The sequence below is a fragment of the Pseudomonas sp. NPDC086566 genome, assembly GCF_050280885.1.
Lineage (GTDB): Bacteria > Pseudomonadota > Gammaproteobacteria > Pseudomonadales > Pseudomonadaceae > Aquipseudomonas > Aquipseudomonas vlassakiae.
In genome coordinates, this window is record NZ_JBNNWD010000004.1 from 1 (window position 1) to 17,982 (window position 17,982).

Below are 17,982 nucleotides of genomic sequence, written 5' to 3' on the forward strand. Positions count from 1 at the left end.
GTGCTGCTGGTGACCCACCGGGCCTCGCTGCTGACCCTGGTCGACCGGCTGATCGTCATCGACCGCGGCCAGGTGGTTGCCGATGGCCCTAAAGCTTCCGTCATGGATGCACTGAAGAAGGGGCAGATCAGTGTTGCATAAGCTCGATATCGGACAGTTCAAGGACAACCTGCGCCGCTATTTCAAGGGCTCCGACTCGCTGCACGGGCAGCCGCTGCCCGAGGTCAACAAAGCGCTCATCGAAGACGCCCCGCGCGTCGTGCGTCTGACCATCTGGGGCGTAATCGCGTTCTTCCTGTTCCTGATCGTCTGGGCCAGCTTCGCGCCCATCGACGAAGTCACCCGTGGCGAGGGCAAGGCCATTCCCTCGTCCAAGGTGCAGAAGGTGCAGAACCTCGAAGGCGGCATCGTCGCCGAGATCTTCGCCAAGGAAGGGCAGGTGGTCGAGATTGGCCAACCGCTGCTGCGCCTGGACGAGACCCGTTTTGCCTCCAATGTCGGTGAAACCGAAGCCGACCGCCTGGCCATGGCCCTGCGTGTCGAGCGTCTGAGTGCCGAGGTTGAGGACCGCCCGCTGAAAATCGACGAAGAACTGCGCAAGGCCGCGCCCAGCCAGGCGGCGAACGAACAGTCGCTGTACCAGAGCCGCCGCCAGCAGTTGCAGGACGAACTGGCTGGCCTGCAACAGCAGTTGGTGCAGAAGCAACAGGAGCTGCGGGAGTTCACCTCCAAGCGCGCCCAGTACGCCAACAGTTTGCAGTTGCTGCGCCAGGAGATCGGCATGTCCGAGCCGCTGGTGGCCCAGGGCGCGGTCTCCCAGGTAGAGGTGCTGCGCCTGCGTCGCTCCGAGGTGGAAACCCGTGGCCAGATGGAGTCCACGGCGCTGGCCATCCCGCGTGCGGAAGCGGCCATCAAGGAAGTCGAGAGCAAGATCGAAGAGACCCGCGGCAAGTTCCGCAGCGAGGCCCTGACCAAGCTTAACGAAGCCCGCACCGAGCTGAACAAGGCCACCGCTACCAGCAAGGCGCTGGACGACCGCGTCAACCGTACCCTGGTCACTTCGCCGGTGCGCGGCATCGTCAAGCAGCTGTTGGTCAACACAATTGGTGGTGTAATCCAGCCGGGCAGCGACATCATCGAGATCGTGCCGCTGGACGATACGCTGGTGATCGAGGCGAAGATCCTGCCCAAGGACATCGCCTTCCTTCACCCGGGGCAGGAAGCGACCATCAAGTTCAGCGCCTATGACTACACCATCTACGGTGGGCTGAAGGCCAAGCTTGAACAGATCGGCGCCGACACCATCACCGACGAAGACAAGAAGACCACTTACTACCTGATCAAGCTGCGCACCGACAAGAGCCACCTGGGCACCGACCAGAAGCCGCTGCTGATCATCCCCGGGATGGTCGCCACGGTAGACATCATGACCGGCAAGAAAACCATCATGAGCTACCTGCTCAAGCCGATCATGAAGGCCCGTGACGAGGCCTTGCGCGAGCGATAGCCCGACGCAGGCGCGCGCCCCTGTAGGAGCGGCCTTGTGTCGCGCCTACAAGGGCAGTGCATGGTTCGAGCACCAAAATCAGGCACAACAACCCTTCATATCTTTATTCATTAAAGATATTTAAATTATTCTTCTTATGCATTTATAGTCGCTCCCACTGCGTACCCGTCGACCAATCGATGCGCCGCACGACTTGAACCCACACGGGTAATCCCCGTGCGTTTCTGATCGTTGCGCGCCATTGAAGTCGCGCACTGCGTGGGAGTGACACATGCCAGCCGCCTCGAACGCCTTGTCGTCCATCGACAGCGCCCAGTCGCAAACCTTCGAAATCCGCCCGTTCTCTGGTGCCGTCGGCGCCGAGATCATTGGCCTGGACCTGGCCAAGCCGGTTACCGCCGAGGATTTCACCCGAATTCATCGCGCCCACCTCGACCACCATGTGCTGGTGTTCCGTGACCAGCGCATCAGCCCGGAACAACAGATTGCCTTCAGCCGCCGCTTTGGCGAGTTGCAGATCCATGTGCTCAAGCAGTTTCTGCTCGCCGGCCACCCGGAAATCCTGATCGTCTCCAACATCATCGAGAACGGTCAGAATATCGGCCTCGGCGATGCCGGCAAGTTCTGGCACTCGGACCTGTCGTACAAGGAGCTGCCGAGCCTCGGCTCCATGCTGCATGCCCAGGAGCTTCCCAGCGAAGGCGGCGACACCCTGTTCGCTGACATGCACAAAGCCTGGGATGCGGTACCCGAAGCTCTGCGCAAAGTGGTCGAGGGCCGCAGTGCCGCTCACTCCTACACCGCCCGTTACGCCGAAACCAAATTCGAAGGCAACTGGCGCCCGACCTTGACCGCCGAGCAGCTCGCGCAGGTGAAGGAAGTCATCCACCCGGTGGTGCGTACCCACCCGGAAAACGGCCGCAAGGCACTGTTCGTCAGCGAAGGCTTCACTACCCGCATCGTCGGCCTGCCGGAGGATGAAAGCCGCGACGTGCTGCAACAGCTGTACGCGCTGAGCGTGCTCGAACAGAACATCTACCGCCACCAGTGGCAGCCCCATGACCTGGTGTTCTGGGATAACCGTTCACTGATCCACCTGGCCACCGGTTGCCCCGCGCACCTGCGCCGCAAACTGTTCCGCACCACCATCCAGGGCGATGCCCCGTTCTGACGACTGAGGAATTCATCATGCGCAAATCCATCAGCCGCCTGGCGGCAAGCATCGGCCTGGGCGCCAGCCTGGTCGTCGGCAGCCTGGCGGCCCCCGCCGTGGCACAAGCCGAAGGCAAGATCCGCATCGCCGAGCAGTTCGGCATCGTCTACCTGCTGCTCAACGTGGTGCGTGACCAGCACCTGATCGAGAAGCACGGCAAGCAGCAGGGCATCGACATCGAGGTCGACTGGGCCCAGCTGTCCGGCGGCTCGGCGATCAACGACGCGCTGCTGTCCGGTTCGGTGGACATCGCCGGTGCCGGGGTCGGCCCGCTGCTGACCGTGTGGGACCGTACCAAGGACCGGCAGAACGTCAAGGCCGTGGCCTCATTGGGCAACTTCCCGTACTACCTGGTCAGTAGCAACCCGAACGTGAAGACCATTGCCGACATTTCCGACAAGGACCGGATTGCGGTACCTGCTGTAGGTGTTTCGGTGCAGTCCCGCTTCCTGCAATACGCCGCCGCCCAGCAGTGGGGCGACAAGGAATACAACCGCCTCGACAAGTACACCCTGGCCGTGCCGCACCCGGATGCCACCGCCGCGCTGCTGGCCGGCGGTACCGAACTGAACGGGCACTTCTCCAACCCGCCGTTCCAGGACCAGGCGCTGGCCAACAAGAACGTGCATGTGGTGCTCAACAGCTATGACCTGCTCGGCCCCAACTCGCCGACCCTGCTGTTCGCCACCGAGAAATTCCGCAACGACAACCCCAAGACCTACAAGGCCTTCGTCGACGCACTGGCCGAGGCGGCGGACTTCGCCCAGAACGACAAGGCCGCTGCAGCGGATACCTACATCCGCGTGACCAAGGCCAAGATCGACCGCGACGCGCTGATCAAGCTGATCGACAACCCGCAGTACGAGTTCACCGTCACGCCGAAGAACACCTACAAGCTGGCCGAGTTCCTGTATCGGGTTGGCGCCATCAAGCACAAGCCGGCATCGTGGAAGGACTACTTCTTCCAGGATGAACGCCCGCTGCAAGGGAGCTGACCGACCATGACCGCCCCATTGCCAGGCCACACGGCCAGCAACCTGAGCCGTGTCGCTACACCCCCGTTGCTCAAGGTGGACAACCTGAGCCTCGAATACCGCACCGCGCAGCGCGTGGTGCGGGCCACCCACCAGGTCAGCTTCGAAGTCGACCGCGCTGACCGCTTTGTCCTGCTGGGCCCGTCAGGCTGCGGCAAGTCCACCTTGCTCAAGGCCGTGGCCGGTTTCATCGCTCCCCAGGAAGGGCAGATCCTGCTGCAGGGCCAACCGGTCAACGGCCCCGGCCCTGACCGCATCGTGGTGTTCCAGGAGTTCGACCAGCTGCCGCCATGGAAGACGGTGAAAGAGAACATCATGTTCCCGCTGCTGGTGTCCGGCCAGCTCAAGCGCGCCGAGGCCGAGGAGCGGGCCTTGCATTACCTGGACAAGGTCGGCTTGGCCGCCTTTGCCGATGTCTACCCGCACATGCTGTCGGGCGGGATGAAGGCACGCGTGGCGATCGCCCGGGCGCTGGCGACCCAGCCGAAGATCCTGCTGATGGACGAGCCGTTCGCCGCGCTGGATGCGCTGACCCGTCGCAAGATGCAGGAAGAGTTGCTGCTGCTGTGGGAGGAAGTGCGTTTCACCTTGCTGTTCGTCACCCATTCCATCGAGGAGGCGCTGGTGGTCGGCAACCGCATCCTGCTGCTGTCGCCCCACCCGGGCCGGGTGCGAGCGGAGGTGCACAGCCACCAGTACGACCTTGGCAGCCTCGGCGCTGCAGACTTCCAGGCCAGTGCGCGGCGCATCCATCGCTTGCTGTTCGACGAGGCCGAAGCCCCTGAGCCGGCCGATGACCTGGGCTTCAACGACATCCGCATCGCCTACTGAGGAGCTTCAGCCATGACCCCTACACCTGTACGCCAGGAATACGAGGTGCAGCTGGAGCCTTTGCTCAGTGTGCCTGTGGAACGCAATCTACCCTTGGCCCAACGCCTGTGGCAGCACGGCTGGCTGCGCAAGGCGGTGATCCTGGTGGTGATCGCCGCCTTGTGGGAAGCGATCGCCCGCTACCAGGGCAACGACCTGCTGCTGCCGACCTTCCTGCAGACGGCTGCGGCACTGTGGGACGGCCTGCTCAGTGGCGAACTGCCGGCCAAGGTCGGCGTGTCGCTGGTGATCCTGCTCAAGGGTTACCTGCTGGGCATCGTGCTGGCCTTCGGCCTCACCAGCCTGGCAGTGTCGACCCAGCTTGGTCGCGATCTGCTCGGTACCCTGACCTCGATGTTCAACCCGTTGCCGGCGATAGCCCTGCTGCCGTTGGCGTTGCTGTGGTTCGGGCTGGGTGACAACAGCCTGATCTTCGTGCTGGTGCATTCGGTGCTGTGGGCGCTGGCACTGAACACCTATGCGGGTTTTCTCGGGGTGTCGGAAACCTTGCGCATGGCGGGGCGCAATTACGGCCTGAAAGGGCTGCGCCTGGTCCTGCACATCCTGGTACCTGCCGCGTTGCCGTCGATCCTCTCGGGGCTGAAGATCGGCTGGGCGTTCGCCTGGCGCACCCTGATTGCCGCCGAACTGGTGTTCGGCGCCAGCAGCGGCAAGGGCGGGCTGGGTTGGTACATCTTCCAGAACCGCAACGAGCTGTATACCGACAAAGTGTTTGCCGGGTTGGCGGTGGTGATCCTGATTGGTCTGCTGGTCGAGGGGTTGGTGTTCAATACCCTGGAGCGGTTGACCGTTCGGCGGTGGGGGATGCAGCGTTAGTTTTCCTGTGCCGGCCTCTTAGCGCAGGCTTGAATGCTGCGCCGTACCTGTAGGAGCGGGTTTACCCGCGAAGAGGCCGGCACAAGCGACTAATTGTACTGTGCCGCCGCATTGCTCAAGGTCCTGGCGATCTCTTCGCGCAGTGCCGGCGGTTCTTCGATCACCACGGCGTCGCCCTGGCTCAGCACCCACCAGCGCAATGGCCCGCCGTCTTCCACCGTGGCACGCAGCCGATGCCCCTGGTCCAGTGCCGTCAATTGCATGTCCACGCTCAACGGCGCTTCACGCAACTGCTTGGCCAATGGATCGCTGACCCAGGCTTGCATCTCGATTCCTGCACCTTGCCCAGGCTGAAGCGAATCACCACGCAAAAATCCCTGCAAATCGAAATTGCCCCGCAACTCGCCAGCAACGTTCGCCGACCAGTGCCAGCCAAACGGAATGCTTTTGTCATTGCGGTCCAGCGGAAAGATCAGCGACAGTTCGTTGAGGTCCCGTTCCACCGTGCGTTTGCTGACGTTGAAGCCGACATCGCGCAGGCGCCACACCAGTTCGGCACTGGTGATACCTGGAGAACGGCTGGGTAACTGGCGCAGCAGCGCCCATTGACGGCTGAGGGTGGCGCGGGTTGTGGCGAACGGCAAAAGGTAACGTCCTTGTCTAGGCTTGCCGCAACAGGATGGCGGCTCGAACGGGTCATGGCAATTAGCCATAACTCGTTCAGATCAAGGAATGCGCAATTGGTTGCCTTGCCTCGAATCGTTCGCGACAGGTTTTGACGTGACATCGCGCAGAATCACGCCTCATCACAGCCGCGGTCGGGCCTGTGGGTCGTTCAATGAGGATGAACATGTCTGCTGTCAGCAATATCCATTCGCTGCTCGCCCGTCTTCTGCCTGAGCAGGTCATTTGCCCACCGACACCCGCCGGCAGGCGACAGCGGCTGTTCGCCGGGGTAGGGCAGCCCAGCCAGCGTGCGTTGCTGGTCAACCGCCTGGACGAAGCGCACGACCTGCAGGCGGTATACCTCGACCTGCGCCAGCAGGCATTGGCCGGCAATGTGGCTGCGCTCAATGACCTCGGCTGGATCTGGCTCAATGGCAAGTACTGGCGCGCCGACACCGCGCTGGCCGGGCACCTGCTGCGCATGGCAGCGCTGCAGGGCAGTGCGGCGGCGTGGTTCAACCTCGGGCAGCAGCATTACTTCGGCAAGGGGGTCGCAACTTCCTATGTCCAGGCCGAGGAATGTTACCGCCAAGCGTTCGAACGCGGCATGCTGCATGCCGCTGCCGCGCTGGGTGATCTGTACGAAGAAGAGGTCTGCGATGCCGCGCTGGATTGGCAGGTGAACCTGGTCCAGGCCTATCAATGGTTTCTGCGCGGCGCCGAACGGGGTGAGGCGCGCTGCCGGTTCGAGGTGGGCTACCGGTTGCTGCATGGTCTGCATGTGGACGCTGACATCAAGGCCGGGTTGTATTGGCTGGAACTGGCGGCTGCCGCCGGGGTCATGCAGGCGGCCGAAGAGTTGGCGGTGCATTTCAGCAGCCGCGATGAAGCGCGCTATCTGGATTGGCGTGACCGGGCTGTGCAGATGGGTAGCACGTTGGCCCTGACCATGAAGCTGGAAGACCAGGTTCAGCCCTGAATGAACATGAATTCATGAGGCCCTCCGTCGTGCACGGTTGACGACAGGGGGCGGCACAGGCGTATATTGATAGTTAGCAAACTATGAATATCCTTGGTTTCCCACATGTCCATTGACTCCCTGCGTCTGCAAGTCAGCAGCGGCATGGTAGTTGCCGCTCGCCACTGGCGGCGCATCTGCCACAACGCGCTGATCGGCTACGGTATCTCCGAGGCCTGCGCCGCACCGTTGCTGATGATCGTGCGCTTGGGCGATGGCGTGCATCAGGTCGCCGTGGCCCAGGCTGCCGGCCTGGAAAGCCCGTCGCTGGTGCGCCTGCTCGATCAACTGTGCAAGGCTGGCCTGGTCTGCCGCAGCGAGGACCCGCTGGACCGCCGCGCCAAGGGCCTGAGCCTGACTGCCGAAGGCCGTCGCCTGGCCGAAGCGATCGAAGCCGAACTGGTGCGCGTGCGCCATGACGTGCTGCAGGGCATCGACGAGGCGGACCTGCTGGCCGCGTTGCGCGTGCTGCGTGCTTTCGAGGCCGCTGGCCTGGGTATTGCGGGCGGGGTGGCATGAACGGTTTCTTCAGCTCGGTGCCACCTGCCCGCGACTGGTTCTACGGCGTGCGCACCTTCGCCGCGTCGATGATTGCCTTGTACATCGCCCTGTTGCTGCAGTTGCCGCGTCCGTACTGGGCGATGGCCACCGTCTACATTGTCTCCAGCCCGTTCGTCGGCCCAACCAGCTCCAAGGCGCTGTATCGAGCCGTGGGCACGCTGCTCGGTGCTGCCGGGGCGATTTTCTTCGTGCCGCCGCTGGTGCAGTCACCGCTGTTGCTGAGCATCGCCATCGCCCTGTGGACCGGCACCCTGCTGTTCCTCTCGCTGAACGTGCGCACGGCCAACAACTACGTGCTGATGCTGGCCGGCTACACCTTGCCGATGATTGCCCTGGCGGTGGTCGACAACCCGCTGGCAGTGTTCGACGTGGCGTCCTCCCGGGCCCAGGAGATCTGCCTGGGAATCGTCTGCGCGGCGGTGGTCGGTGCGATTTTCTGGCCGCGCCGGCTGGCCCCTGTGGTGGTAGGTGCCACCGGCAACTGGTTCACCGAAGCGATCCGCTACAGCGACATTTACCTCGCCCGTGAAGCCAGCGCCGAGAAGGTCGGAGGCATGCGTGCGGCGATGGTCACCACGTTCAACTCGCTGGAGCTGATGATCGGCCAGCTCGGCCACGAAGGTGCCGGCCCACATACGCTGAAGAACGCCCGCGAGTTGCGCGGGCGAATGATCCACCTGTTGCCGGTGATTGACGCCCTCGACGACGCCTTGATCGCCCTCGAAGGCCGCGCCCCGCTCCAATACGCGCAGCTCCAGCCAGTGCTGGATGCCGCCCGCGAATGGCTCAAGGGCACCGCCGACAGCGCGTCTGTCATCCGCTGGACGGCTCTGCACGAGCAGATCGACCGCCTGCAGCCCGGCGCCGCCGCTCTCGATCAACGTGCCGAGCTGCTGCTGTCCAACGCTCTTTACCGCCTGACGGAATGGGCCGACCTGTGGCAGGACTGTTGCACCCTGCAGCATGCCCTGCGCAGCGACGACCCCAAACCCTGGCGCGCGGTGTACCGCCACTGGCGGCTGGGCCGGCTGACCGCGTTCTTCGACCGCGGCTTGATGCTCTACTCGGTGGTCTCCACGGTGCTGGCGATCGTCGTCGCCTGCGGGCTGTGGATCGGCCTGGGCTGGAACGATGGCGCCAGTGCGGTGATCCTCGCCGCGGTGTCGTGCAGCTTCTTTGCCGCCATGGACGACCCGGCACCGCAGATCTACCGGTTCTTCTTCTGGACCTTGATGTCGGTGATCTTCTCCAGCCTGTACCTGTTCCTGGTGCTGCCCAACCTGCACGACTTCCCGATGCTGGTGCTGGCCTTCGCGATCCCGTTCATCTGTGTCGGCACCCTGACCGTGCAGCCGCGCTTCTACCTCGGCACCTTGCTGACCATCGTCAACACCTCGACCTTCATCAGCATCCAGGGTGCCTATGACGCCGACTTCCTGACCTTCCTCAACTCCAACCTGGCGGGCCCGGCGGGCCTGCTGTTCGCTTTCATCTGGACCCTGGTCATGCGCCCGTTCGGCGTGGAGCTGGCGGCCAAGCGCATGACTCGCTTTGCCTGGCGTGACATCGTCGAAATGACCGAACCGGCGACTCTGGCCGAGCACCGCCAGCTCGGTGTGCAGATGCTCGACCGCTTGATGCAGCACCTGCCCCGCCTGTCGCAGACCGGCCAGGACAGCGGAGTGGCATTGCGCGACCTGCGCGTCGGCCTGAACCTGCTCGACCTGCTGGCCTACCTGCCGCGGGCCGGTCAGCAGGCCCGCGAACGCCTGGGTACGGTGATCGAGGAGGTCGGCGCGCACTACGCCGCCTGCCTGCGTGCAGGTGAGCGCCTGCATGCGCCAGCCGCATTGCTGCGCAACATGGAACGGGCGCGCCTGTCGCTGAACCTGGATGAACTGTACGAACGCGGCGATGCCCGCACCCACTTGCTGCATGCCCTGGCAGGCCTGCGCCTGGCGCTGCTGCCGGGTGTCGAGGTGATGCTCGAGCCTGCCGAACAACCGCAACTGCCCCCCGGCCTGGACGGAGCGCCCCTGTGATCGGTGAACTGGATATCAGCGGGGTATTCCTGCCCACGCTGCTGGTGATGATGTTTGGCACCTACCTGCTGTTCCTGGGGGTGCACGCGGTGCTGGTGCGCCTGCATTTCTACCGCCTGGTCTGGCACCGGGCGCTGTTCAACGTTGCCCTGTACGCCGTGCTGCTGGGCGCGGTCGACCACTTTTGCCGAAGCCTGATGCTGCCATGAAAAAACCTTTGCTGACCCTGGGCCGTGTGGTCCTGACCTTGCTGGTAGTGACCTTCGCCGCCGTGCTCGTGTGGCAGATGGTGGTGTACTACATGTTCGCCCCCTGGACCCGCGACGGGCACATCCGCGCCGATGTGATCCAGATCGCCCCGGACGTGTCCGGCCTGATCCAGAAAGTCGAGGTGCGCGACAACCAGACCGTCAAACGCGGCGACGTGCTGTTCACCATCGACCAGGACCGCTTCACCCTGGCGTTGCGCCAGGCCAAGGCGACCCTCGGCGAGCGCCAGGAAACCCTGGCTCAGGCGTCCCGCGAAGCGCAGCGTAACCGCAAGCTCGGCAACCTGGTGGCGGCCGAGCAGCTGGAAGAGAGCCAGTCCCGCGAGGCCCGCGCCCGCTCGGCGGTCAGCGAGGCCCAGGTGGCGGTCGACACTGCCCAGCTCAATCTGGATCGCTCGGTGGTGCGCAGCCCGGTGGATGGGTATCTCAACGACCGCGCACCGCGCGACCACGAATTCGTCAGCGCGGGGCGGCCTGTGCTGTCGGTGGTCGACAGCGCCTCGTACCACGTCGATGGCTACTTCGAGGAAACCAAGCTGGGTGGCATTCACATCGGCGACGCCGTGGACATCCGCGTAATGGGCGACAACACGCGACTGCGCGGCCATGTGCAGAGCTTCGCTGCCGGCATCGAAGACCGTGACCGCAGCAGCGGTGCCAACCTGCTGCCCAACGTCAACCCGGCGTTCAGCTGGGTGCGCCTGGCCCAGCGTATTCCCGTGCGCATCGCCTTCGACGAAGTGCCGGAAGACTTCCGCATGATCGCCGGGCGCACGGCCACCGTGTCGATCCTCGAGGGCCAGCGCCCATGAAGCAGCTGATCCTGGCGGGGTTCTGCCTGTCCCTGGGGGCCTGCATGATGGTCGGCCCCGACTACGAAGTGCCGAAGGACGCGGCGGTGCAACGCAGCGACCTCAACGGCCCGCTGCGCCAGGATGCCGACAGCGTGGTGTCGGCTCCGGTGCCCGAGGACTGGTGGCAGCTGTATCAGGATCAACGCCTCAACGAACTGGTGCACCAGGCGCTGAGCGCCAACACAGAGCTGCGCGTCGCTGCAGCCAACATCGCCAAGGCCCGTGCACAGGTCGAAGTGGCAGAATCCCAGGGCGGCTTCAACGGCGGCATCAAGGCCGGCGCCCAGCGCCTGCAGGAGTCCGGCCAAGCCTTCCTGCTGCCGGAGAAGGTGCCGGTGGCCAACATCGGCGAGGCGATCATCAGTGCCTCGTACCAGTTCGACCTGTGGGGCACCTTCAAGCGCGGCACCGAGGCCGCCAAGGCCAACGCTGACGCGGTGCAGGCCGCGGCCGACACCGCGCGCATCACCCTGGTGGCCGACGTGGTCAAGGCCTACACCCAGGTGTGCTCGGCCAACGAAGAATATCACATCGCCCGTGAGTCGCTCGACCTGCAGGAGCAGAGCGTGAAGCTCAACCAGCGCCTGCGTGACGCCGGCCGCGGCGACGAAACCCAAGTCACCCGCTCGCAGACCCAGTTCAAGTCGTTGCGTGCCGAACTGCCGCGCTTCAAAGCCGAGCGCGAGACCGGCCTGTACACCCTGGCAGCGCTGCTGGCCAAGCCTGTGGATAAGTTACCTGCCGGCACCGCTGACTGCGCCGAGCTGCCACAGCTGAACCAGCTGGTGCCGGTTGGCGACGGTGCGGCGCTGCTCAAGCGCCGCCCCGACGTGCGCCAGGCCGAACGCCAGCTGGCGGCGGCCACCGCCGAGATCGGTGTGGCGACCGGTGCGCTGTATCCGGATATCAGCATCGGGGCTCAGGTCGGCACCATCGGTATCCTCGAGGACCTCGGTGATCCGTCGACAAACCGCTGGGGCTTTGGCCCGCAGATCAGCTGGAGCATCCCGACCAACGGCACCCGCGCCCGCATTCGCATGGCCGAAGCCTCGACCCAGGCGGCGCTGGCGCATTTTGATGGGGTGGTGTTGAACGCCATTCGCGAAACCCAGACCCGTTTGGCGCAGTACAGCGCCTTGCTTGACCGGCGTGATGCGCTGGCCGAGGCGGAGAAGTCGGCGAAGGAAGCGGCGGACCAGACGCACCGGTATTACCAGGCAGGGCGTGAGTCGTTCCTGGCGGATTTGCAGGCGACGCGGACTTACACCGACATGCGCTCGCAGCTGGCGGCGGCTAACAGCCAGGTGGCGTTGGGGCAGATTGGCGTGTTCCTGGCGTTGGGTGGGGGGTGGAAGGAGGCTGGGACGCGGTGAGGGTGCAAGGGATTTGGGGGAGGCTGACAGGTGCTTGCCTTGGCATTTGCAGCGCCTGTGAGATCGAGCGCCGCCCGCGCGGCGCATCGCGGATAAATCCGCTCCTACAGTTTGTTTCGGGCCAGTCCATTCTGTGAGATCACCGCTGTCCGCCTTGGGTGTCCCATTCGCAATTTAAGGTATCGCTGGTGCCGCTCCACCTATCTCCTGCCATACGCCAAGGGCGCGCGCGCCAATGGTGCAGGAGTGACTGGCCCGAAACAGATGTAGGAGCGGATTTATCCGCGATGCGCCGCGCGGGCGGCGCTCGATCTCACAGGCGCTGCAAATCTGTCGGCAATCACCTGTCAGCCCCCACCCAATCTCCGCCAGGAACCTCAAGAATCCACTGCACTCCCCAGCCGACATCCCTTTCCCCACTTCATCTGATTAGTCTCAAGATATTTCATGAAATCCACCCCCAGCCCTTGAGTGAAGCAAAGTGGAAGTGAACAATGTTCTCTTTCGCATTCCCTCCGAGACTGGCCATGAAAACCCGTTCCCGTCTGCTCGCCTGGTTGCCAGCTGTACTGCTCGGCCCGGTGCTGGCGCTGTGCAGCACCCTGGCGCAGGCCGAAGCACCCGCTGAGGCCGCCAAAGCCCTGCATTTACTGGACTACATTGGTGCCGACTATCCGCCAACCGTGGAAAACGGCAAGGTCATCGACGACGGCGAATACCGCGAGCAGCAGGAATTCAGCACGGTCCTGGCCGACCTGGTCAAAGGCCTGCCGGCCAACGCCGAACAAGCCGGGCTTCAGCAGGGCGTGCAAGCGCTGCGCCAGGCCATCGACCAGCGCCAGGACGGCGCTGCGGTAGCCAAGCAGGCCCGCCAGTTGGGTGCGCGCCTGGCGGTGGCCTACGAGGTCAGCCAGGCCCCGGTAATCACTCCGGACCCCGCCCGAGGTGCGTCGCTGTATGCACAGAACTGCTCGATCTGCCACGGTGATACCGGCGCCGGTGATGGCCCGGCAGGTGTGGGCCTGGAACCCGCACCGGCCAACCTGCGGGACACCGCACGCCTCGACCAGTTGAGCCTGTTCGACCTTTACAACACCCTGGCGCTGGGGATCGACGGCACAGAAATGCCGTCCTTCGCCGATCAGCTGGATGAGCGCCAGCGCTGGGACGTGGCCGCCTACGTCGCCAGTTTTACGGCCAAGCCGGAAGCCGCCAAGGGCGACAAGACCTGGAACATCGCTGATCTGGCCCGCCAGACCCCGGCCGAAGTCGCCGCCAACGAAGGCGCTGCGTCGGTCGAGGCGTTCCGCGCTCAGCGTGCCCAGCCGCCGCAGGTCAAGCGCGGCCCGTCGCAGTTGCTCGCTTACACTGCCAGCACGCTGGACAAGAGCTTGGCGGCTTACCGTGCAGGCGATCGTGATCAGGCCTACGACCTGTCGGTAGCGGCTTATCTGGAAGGCTTCGAACTGGTTGAAAGCTCGCTGGACAACATCGATACCGTAGCGCGCAAGAGCACCGAAAAGGCCCTGATGGCCTACCGCCAGTCACTGCAGGACGGCCTCCCGGTGGCCCAGGCCGAGCAACGTCTGAGCGAAGCGAAAACCAAGCTCGACCAGGCTGCCAGGCTGCTGGGCAGTGATGGCTTGAGCTGGTCGCTGAGCTTCATTTCCGGCCTGCTGATCTTGCTGCGTGAGGGCCTGGAAGCCATCCTGGTACTGGCCGCTGTGCTGGCCTTCTTGCGCAACACGGGCCAGCAGTCGGCCATACGCAGCGTCAACATCGGCTGGGGCCTGGCGCTGGTTGCGGGTTTTGCCACCTGGGCCGTGGCGGCCTATGTGATCGACGTCGGCGGTGCCCAGCGTGAGCTGCTGGAAGGCAGTACGGCCTTGTTTGCCAGCGTGATGGTGCTGTGGTTGGGCGTGTGGATGCACGACCGACGTCATGCGGCTGCCTGGCAGGACTACATCAAGAGCAGCCTGGTCAGTGGCGGCGGGCGCTTCGGCTTTGCCGTGCTGGCGTTCTTCTCGGTGTACCGTGAGCTGTTCGAAGTGATCCTGTTCTACGAAACCCTGTGGCTGCAGGCTGGCCCGGCGGGTCACCAGGCGGTGCTCGCCGGAGGGGCCACTGCGCTGGTGCTGCTGGTGGGCCTGGCGTGGGTGATCCTGCGCGGGTCGGCCAAGCTGCCACTGTCGCTGTTCTTCAGCATCAACGCCGGGCTGCTGTGTGCCCTGTCGGTCGTGTTCGCCGGGCATGGCGTGAAGGCGCTGCAGGAGGCGGGCGTGCTGGGCACGCGGCCGATGGCGTTCTTCGAGTTCGACTGGCTGGGGATTCACCCCGATGTTTACTCGCTGAGTGCGCAGGCGGTGGCGTTGCTGGCGATTCTGGTGTTGTATGGGCGTAGTCGCCTGAGCGAGAAGCGTCGGGCAACAGCTAACTGATTGGGGGCCGCTGCGCGGCCCATCGCGACGCAAGGCCGCTCCTACAGACGATCGCGTTCCCTGTAGGAGCGGCCGTGTCGCGAAAGGAGGGCAAAGCCCTCCCAGCTTTCTCGAGGAAAAATGCAATGCGCATCTGGATCGACGCCGATGCCTGCCCCAAGGCAGCCAAGGACCTGATCGTCAAATTCGCCCTCAAGCGCCAGCTCGAGGTCATCATGGTTGCCGGCCAGGCCGTTGCCAAGCCGGCCTTCTCGATCGTCCGCCTGATCGTGGTGCCCAGCGGCATGGACGCGGCCGACGATTACCTGGTCGAGCACGCTGTGCCTGGCGAGCTGGTGATCTGCAGCGACGTACCGCTGGCGGACCGCCTGATCAAGAAGGGCGTGGCCGCGCTGGATCCGCGTGGCCGCGAGTTCGACGAACGCAACATGGGCGAGCGCCTGGCGGTGCGCAACCTGTTCACCGAGCTGCGTGAACAGGGCCAGGTCGGGGGAGGGCAGGCGCCCTATGGCGACCGCGAGAAGCAGGCGTTCGCCAACGCTCTGGACCGTATCCTCACCCGCCTGAGCAAAGGCTGATCACTCCCCTTCGTGGGTCAGCTCCAGCACCCGATCCACCAGTTTGTAGATGCCACTGGCGGCTTCACTGATCGACTTGGCCACCATGTAGGCCGGGGTGGTCACCAGCTTGCGCTGGGGGTCTTCGACGATGTCATGCACATCACAGACTTCGTGCTTGCCGCCCATCTTTTCCACCGCCGCCGCGGTACCCGCGTCATTGCCGATGGTGCAGACCACGCCCGGGCCATAGATTTTCGCCGCCAGCGCCGGCGAGATGCAGATCAGACCGATCGGCTTGCAGGCTTCGGCAAAAGCTTCGGCCAGGCTCAGCACGTCCGGGTTCACCGTGCATTCGGTGCCTTCCACGGCAAAGTTGGACAGGTTCTTCGCCGCGCCGAAGCCGCCGGGCACGATCAGCGCATCGAAATCCTCGGCCCTGGCTTCACGGATGTCCTTTACTTCGCCACGGGCGATTCGCGCCGACTCGGTCAGCACATTGCGCGACTCGGGCATTTCCCGGCCGGTCAGGTGGTCGATCACGTGCATCTGCGCAATGTTCGGCGCAAAGCACTGCACTTGTGCGCCGCGCTGGTCCAGGCGCAGCAGGGTGATCACGCTTTCGTGGATTTCCGCGCCGTCGTACACGCCACAGCCGGAAAGAATCACCGCTACTTTCTTGGTCATGCTCATTACTCCATTTTCGAGGCGCTAAATGTCGTCTAGTTTGGCAGATGTGGCCATAGGGATTACGCCGGGCGCATCCTAATCTCTGTGGATAACCCTATCGAGCGTTGCCCATGGACCTGATTCTGCTGGCCGTGCCGTTCTTCTTCGTGCTGATCGCTGTAGAGCTGATGGCCGACCGCGTGCGTGGCCAACGCAACTTCACCCTCGCCGATTCGATCAACAGCCTCAGCACCGGCGCGCTGTCCACCAGCACCGGCCTGTTGACCAAAGGCGTCGGGCTGCTGACCTATGCGCTGGCCTGGGAGCACCTGGCGCTGTTGCGTCTGCCGTCGAACGCCCTGTGGGTCTGGTTGCTGGCCTTCGTGCTGTATGACCTGTGCTACTACTGGCTGCACCGCCTGGGCCATGAGCGCAACATCCTGTGGGCGGCGCACTCGGTGCATCACCAGAGCGAGGAGTACAACCTCACCACCGCCCTGCGCCAGACCAGCAGTGGCTTCATCTTCTCGTGGCTCTTCTACGTGCCGCTGGCGCTGATTGGCGTGCCGCCCGTGGTGTTCATCACCGTGGCGTCGCTGAACCTGCTGTATCAGTTCTGGGTACATACCCGGCACATCCCCAAGCTTGGCTGGCTCGAGTGGGTGTTGATCACGCCCTCCAACCATCGCGTCCACCATGCGCAGAATCCTGTTTACTTGGATCGCAACTACGGCGGCGTGTTCATTATCTGGGACCGTCTGTTCGGCACGTTCAAGGAGGAAGACCCGGCCGAGCCGGTCGTGTTCGGTGTGACCACGCCCTTGGCCAGCTGGAATCCGCTGTGGGCCAACCTGCAGTTCTACGCCCAGCTGTACAGCGATGCCCGCCGCACGCGCAGCTGGAAGGACAAGCTGCGCATCTGGTTCATGCCCACTGGCTGGCGCCCGGCAGATGTCGCGGCAGCTTATCCACAGGCGAAGCAGAACCTGGCGTTGTTCCGCAAGTTCGAGATTGCCCTGGGCCGGGCGTGGCAGGTGTACGTGGCGGCGCAGTTCGCGGTCTACATCGCGTTGGGCAGCTACCTGATGGACGTGGCCGAGCGTGTGCCAAGCGCCGCGCTGGTGCTGGGTTGGTCGCTGATGGCGTTTGGCTTGTTCGTGCTGGGCGCGGCCCTGGAAAATCGGCCGTGGGCGGTGCGCCTGGAGCTGGCGCGCCTGCTGACGCTGGTGCCGGCGCTGTACCTGGCCGGCACGCTGGGCTTAGCGGTGGTCGTGCCCGTGTTCTGGCTGCTTCTCGGTTGTTACCTGCTGTTCAGCGCTGGTGGGCTGCTCTTCTGCCGCCGCGCGGCGTTCGGCGCGCAGGGTGCGAAAGCGCCGGCGCAGCCAGAGCAGGCCACCGAGCAGCAACAGGCCGCCGAGCACCCATAGCTCGTACTTTTTGATGCTGCCCAGCATGCCTTCGAGGATGGCGCCGAAGTGATAGGCCGCCAAGCCTAATACAAGGGCCCAGACGGCGGCGCCGATGCCGTTGAGCAGCAGGTAGCGACGCGGCGGGTAGCCAGACAGGCCGATGGCGATCGGCATCACCGTGCGCAAGCCGTAGACGAAGCGGAAGCTCAGCACCCAGATGTCCGGGTGGCGGCGGATGTGCTCCAGCGCGCGGTCACCCATTGCCTGCCAGCGCGGCTTGCGCGCAAGGATCTTGCGCCCGTGGCGTCGGCCCATGAAGTACCACAGCTGGTCGCCAGCGTAGCTGCCACAGAAGGCCACCAGCACCACCAGCTTGATGTCCATGTACTCACGGAACGCAAGGAATCCCGCAAGTACCAGAATGGTCTCGCCTTCGAAGAAGGTGCCTAGAAAAAGGGCAAAGTAGCCGAAATCCTGCAGGAATTGTTGGAGCATTTTCTGAGGTGCTGGCGAAATGAACGCGCAGCCTACCCCTTCGCGCGCATTCGTGAAAGTGTCCAAATGTGTCTCGACGTGAACAATTCCTACACGGACAATACCGGCAGCCTTAAGTCGCGGCTTGCGCGAGGCGGTAACACAGCCGTCATAATGGGCGCTTATCTTGC

The 17,982-nt window shown here is 64.1% G+C and carries 16 protein-coding genes and 1 pseudogene; 14 read left to right on the forward strand and 3 right to left on the reverse strand.

Going from position 1 to position 17,982, the window contains the following annotated elements:
- The first annotated feature begins 130 nt into the window (after positions 1 to 130).
- The 5 genes from ACQKPS_RS09955 to ACQKPS_RS09975 all read left to right on the forward strand — a co-directional run bounded on the left by ACQKPS_RS09955 (position 131) and on the right by ACQKPS_RS09975 (position 5,461).
- Positions 131 to 1,507, forward strand: coding sequence for an HlyD family type I secretion periplasmic adaptor subunit (locus tag ACQKPS_RS09955; RefSeq protein ID WP_427603853.1), 1,377 nt, complete (start codon positions 131 to 133; stop codon positions 1,505 to 1,507).
- 271 nt (positions 1,508 to 1,778) lie between these two features.
- Positions 1,779 to 2,678, forward strand: a complete 900-nt coding sequence (locus tag ACQKPS_RS09960) for a TauD/TfdA dioxygenase family protein (RefSeq protein WP_283724628.1) — start codon at positions 1,779 to 1,781, stop codon at positions 2,676 to 2,678.
- Between the two features lie 17 nt (positions 2,679 to 2,695).
- Positions 2,696 to 3,715: an ABC transporter substrate-binding protein gene (locus ACQKPS_RS09965; RefSeq protein WP_186601951.1), complete on the forward strand. Its 1,020-nt coding sequence runs from the start codon at positions 2,696 to 2,698 to the stop codon at positions 3,713 to 3,715.
- A 6-nt stretch (positions 3,716 to 3,721) separates the two neighbouring features.
- Entirely contained in the window at positions 3,722 to 4,585 is an 864-nt protein-coding gene (locus tag ACQKPS_RS09970; protein ID WP_254482527.1) for an ABC transporter ATP-binding protein, read from the forward strand.
- A gap of 12 nt (positions 4,586 to 4,597) precedes the next feature.
- Positions 4,598 to 5,461: an ABC transporter permease gene (locus ACQKPS_RS09975; RefSeq protein WP_027919390.1), complete on the forward strand. Its 864-nt coding sequence runs from the start codon at positions 4,598 to 4,600 to the stop codon at positions 5,459 to 5,461.
- A gap of 89 nt (positions 5,462 to 5,550) precedes the next feature.
- Here the strand turns inward: ACQKPS_RS09975 and ACQKPS_RS09980 are convergent, their stop codons facing one another.
- The gene (locus tag ACQKPS_RS09980; protein WP_283724630.1) at positions 5,551 to 6,105 is read right to left on the reverse strand and encodes a WYL domain-containing protein; all 555 of its coding nucleotides are present in this window, start codon (positions 6,103 to 6,105) and stop codon (positions 5,551 to 5,553) included.
- 206 nt (positions 6,106 to 6,311) lie between these two features.
- Between ACQKPS_RS09980 and ACQKPS_RS09985 the strand changes: the two genes are divergently transcribed.
- The 8 genes from ACQKPS_RS09985 (at position 6,312) to ACQKPS_RS10020 (ending at position 15,260) form a co-directional block, all read left to right on the forward strand.
- Positions 6,312 to 7,106 (forward strand): tetratricopeptide repeat protein, encoded by a 795-nt coding sequence (locus ACQKPS_RS09985; protein WP_283724631.1) that lies wholly within the window; start codon positions 6,312 to 6,314, stop codon positions 7,104 to 7,106.
- Between the two features lie 105 nt (positions 7,107 to 7,211).
- A complete protein-coding gene (locus ACQKPS_RS09990) occupies positions 7,212 to 7,664 on the forward strand; it encodes a MarR family winged helix-turn-helix transcriptional regulator (protein ID WP_176509382.1) in 453 nt (150 codons plus the stop codon).
- A complete protein-coding gene (locus ACQKPS_RS09995; protein WP_427603857.1) occupies positions 7,661 to 9,748 on the forward strand; it encodes an FUSC family protein in 2,088 nt (695 codons plus the stop codon). Before ACQKPS_RS09990 ends, ACQKPS_RS09995 begins: the two co-directional genes overlap by 4 nt.
- Positions 9,745 to 9,957 (forward strand): DUF1656 domain-containing protein, encoded by a 213-nt coding sequence (locus tag ACQKPS_RS10000; RefSeq protein ID WP_016392395.1) that lies wholly within the window; start codon positions 9,745 to 9,747, stop codon positions 9,955 to 9,957. Before ACQKPS_RS09995 ends, ACQKPS_RS10000 begins: the two co-directional genes overlap by 4 nt.
- A complete protein-coding gene (locus ACQKPS_RS10005; RefSeq protein WP_054883917.1) occupies positions 9,954 to 10,829 on the forward strand; it encodes an efflux RND transporter periplasmic adaptor subunit in 876 nt (291 codons plus the stop codon). Before ACQKPS_RS10000 ends, ACQKPS_RS10005 begins: the two co-directional genes overlap by 4 nt.
- Complete coding sequence (locus ACQKPS_RS10010; protein WP_254482533.1) at positions 10,826 to 12,244, forward strand: efflux transporter outer membrane subunit; 1,419 nt, start codon at positions 10,826 to 10,828, stop codon at positions 12,242 to 12,244. The genes ACQKPS_RS10005 and ACQKPS_RS10010 overlap by 4 nt, the downstream gene beginning before the upstream one ends.
- A 494-nt stretch (positions 12,245 to 12,738) precedes the next feature.
- A complete protein-coding gene (locus tag ACQKPS_RS10015; RefSeq protein WP_427603860.1) occupies positions 12,739 to 14,682 on the forward strand; it encodes an FTR1 family protein in 1,944 nt (647 codons plus the stop codon).
- A 125-nt stretch (positions 14,683 to 14,807) separates the two neighbouring features.
- Positions 14,808 to 15,260 carry a YaiI/YqxD family protein gene (locus ACQKPS_RS10020; RefSeq protein WP_254482535.1) on the forward strand — a complete coding sequence of 151 codons (453 nt, stop codon included), beginning with the start codon at positions 14,808 to 14,810 and terminating at the stop codon, positions 15,258 to 15,260.
- Here ACQKPS_RS10020 and elbB read toward each other — a convergent pair whose 3' ends face one another.
- The gene (gene elbB, locus ACQKPS_RS10025) at positions 15,261 to 15,926 is read right to left on the reverse strand and encodes an isoprenoid biosynthesis glyoxalase ElbB (RefSeq protein ID WP_427603862.1); all 666 of its coding nucleotides are present in this window, start codon (positions 15,924 to 15,926) and stop codon (positions 15,261 to 15,263) included. It abuts the gene before it with no gap.
- Between the two features lie 170 nt (positions 15,927 to 16,096).
- On the opposite strand from elbB, the pseudogene ACQKPS_RS10030 reads away from it, so the two are divergent.
- Positions 16,097 to 16,666 (forward strand): annotated as a pseudogene (locus ACQKPS_RS10030) (sterol desaturase family protein); the annotation flags it as partial.
- Positions 16,667 to 17,167: 501 nt separating this feature from the next.
- On the opposite strand, the gene ACQKPS_RS10035 reads toward ACQKPS_RS10030, so the two are convergent.
- Positions 17,168 to 17,812: a DedA family protein gene (locus ACQKPS_RS10035; protein ID WP_254482536.1), complete on the reverse strand. Its 645-nt coding sequence runs from the start codon at positions 17,810 to 17,812 to the stop codon at positions 17,168 to 17,170.
- Positions 17,813 to 17,982 lie beyond the last annotated feature (170 nt).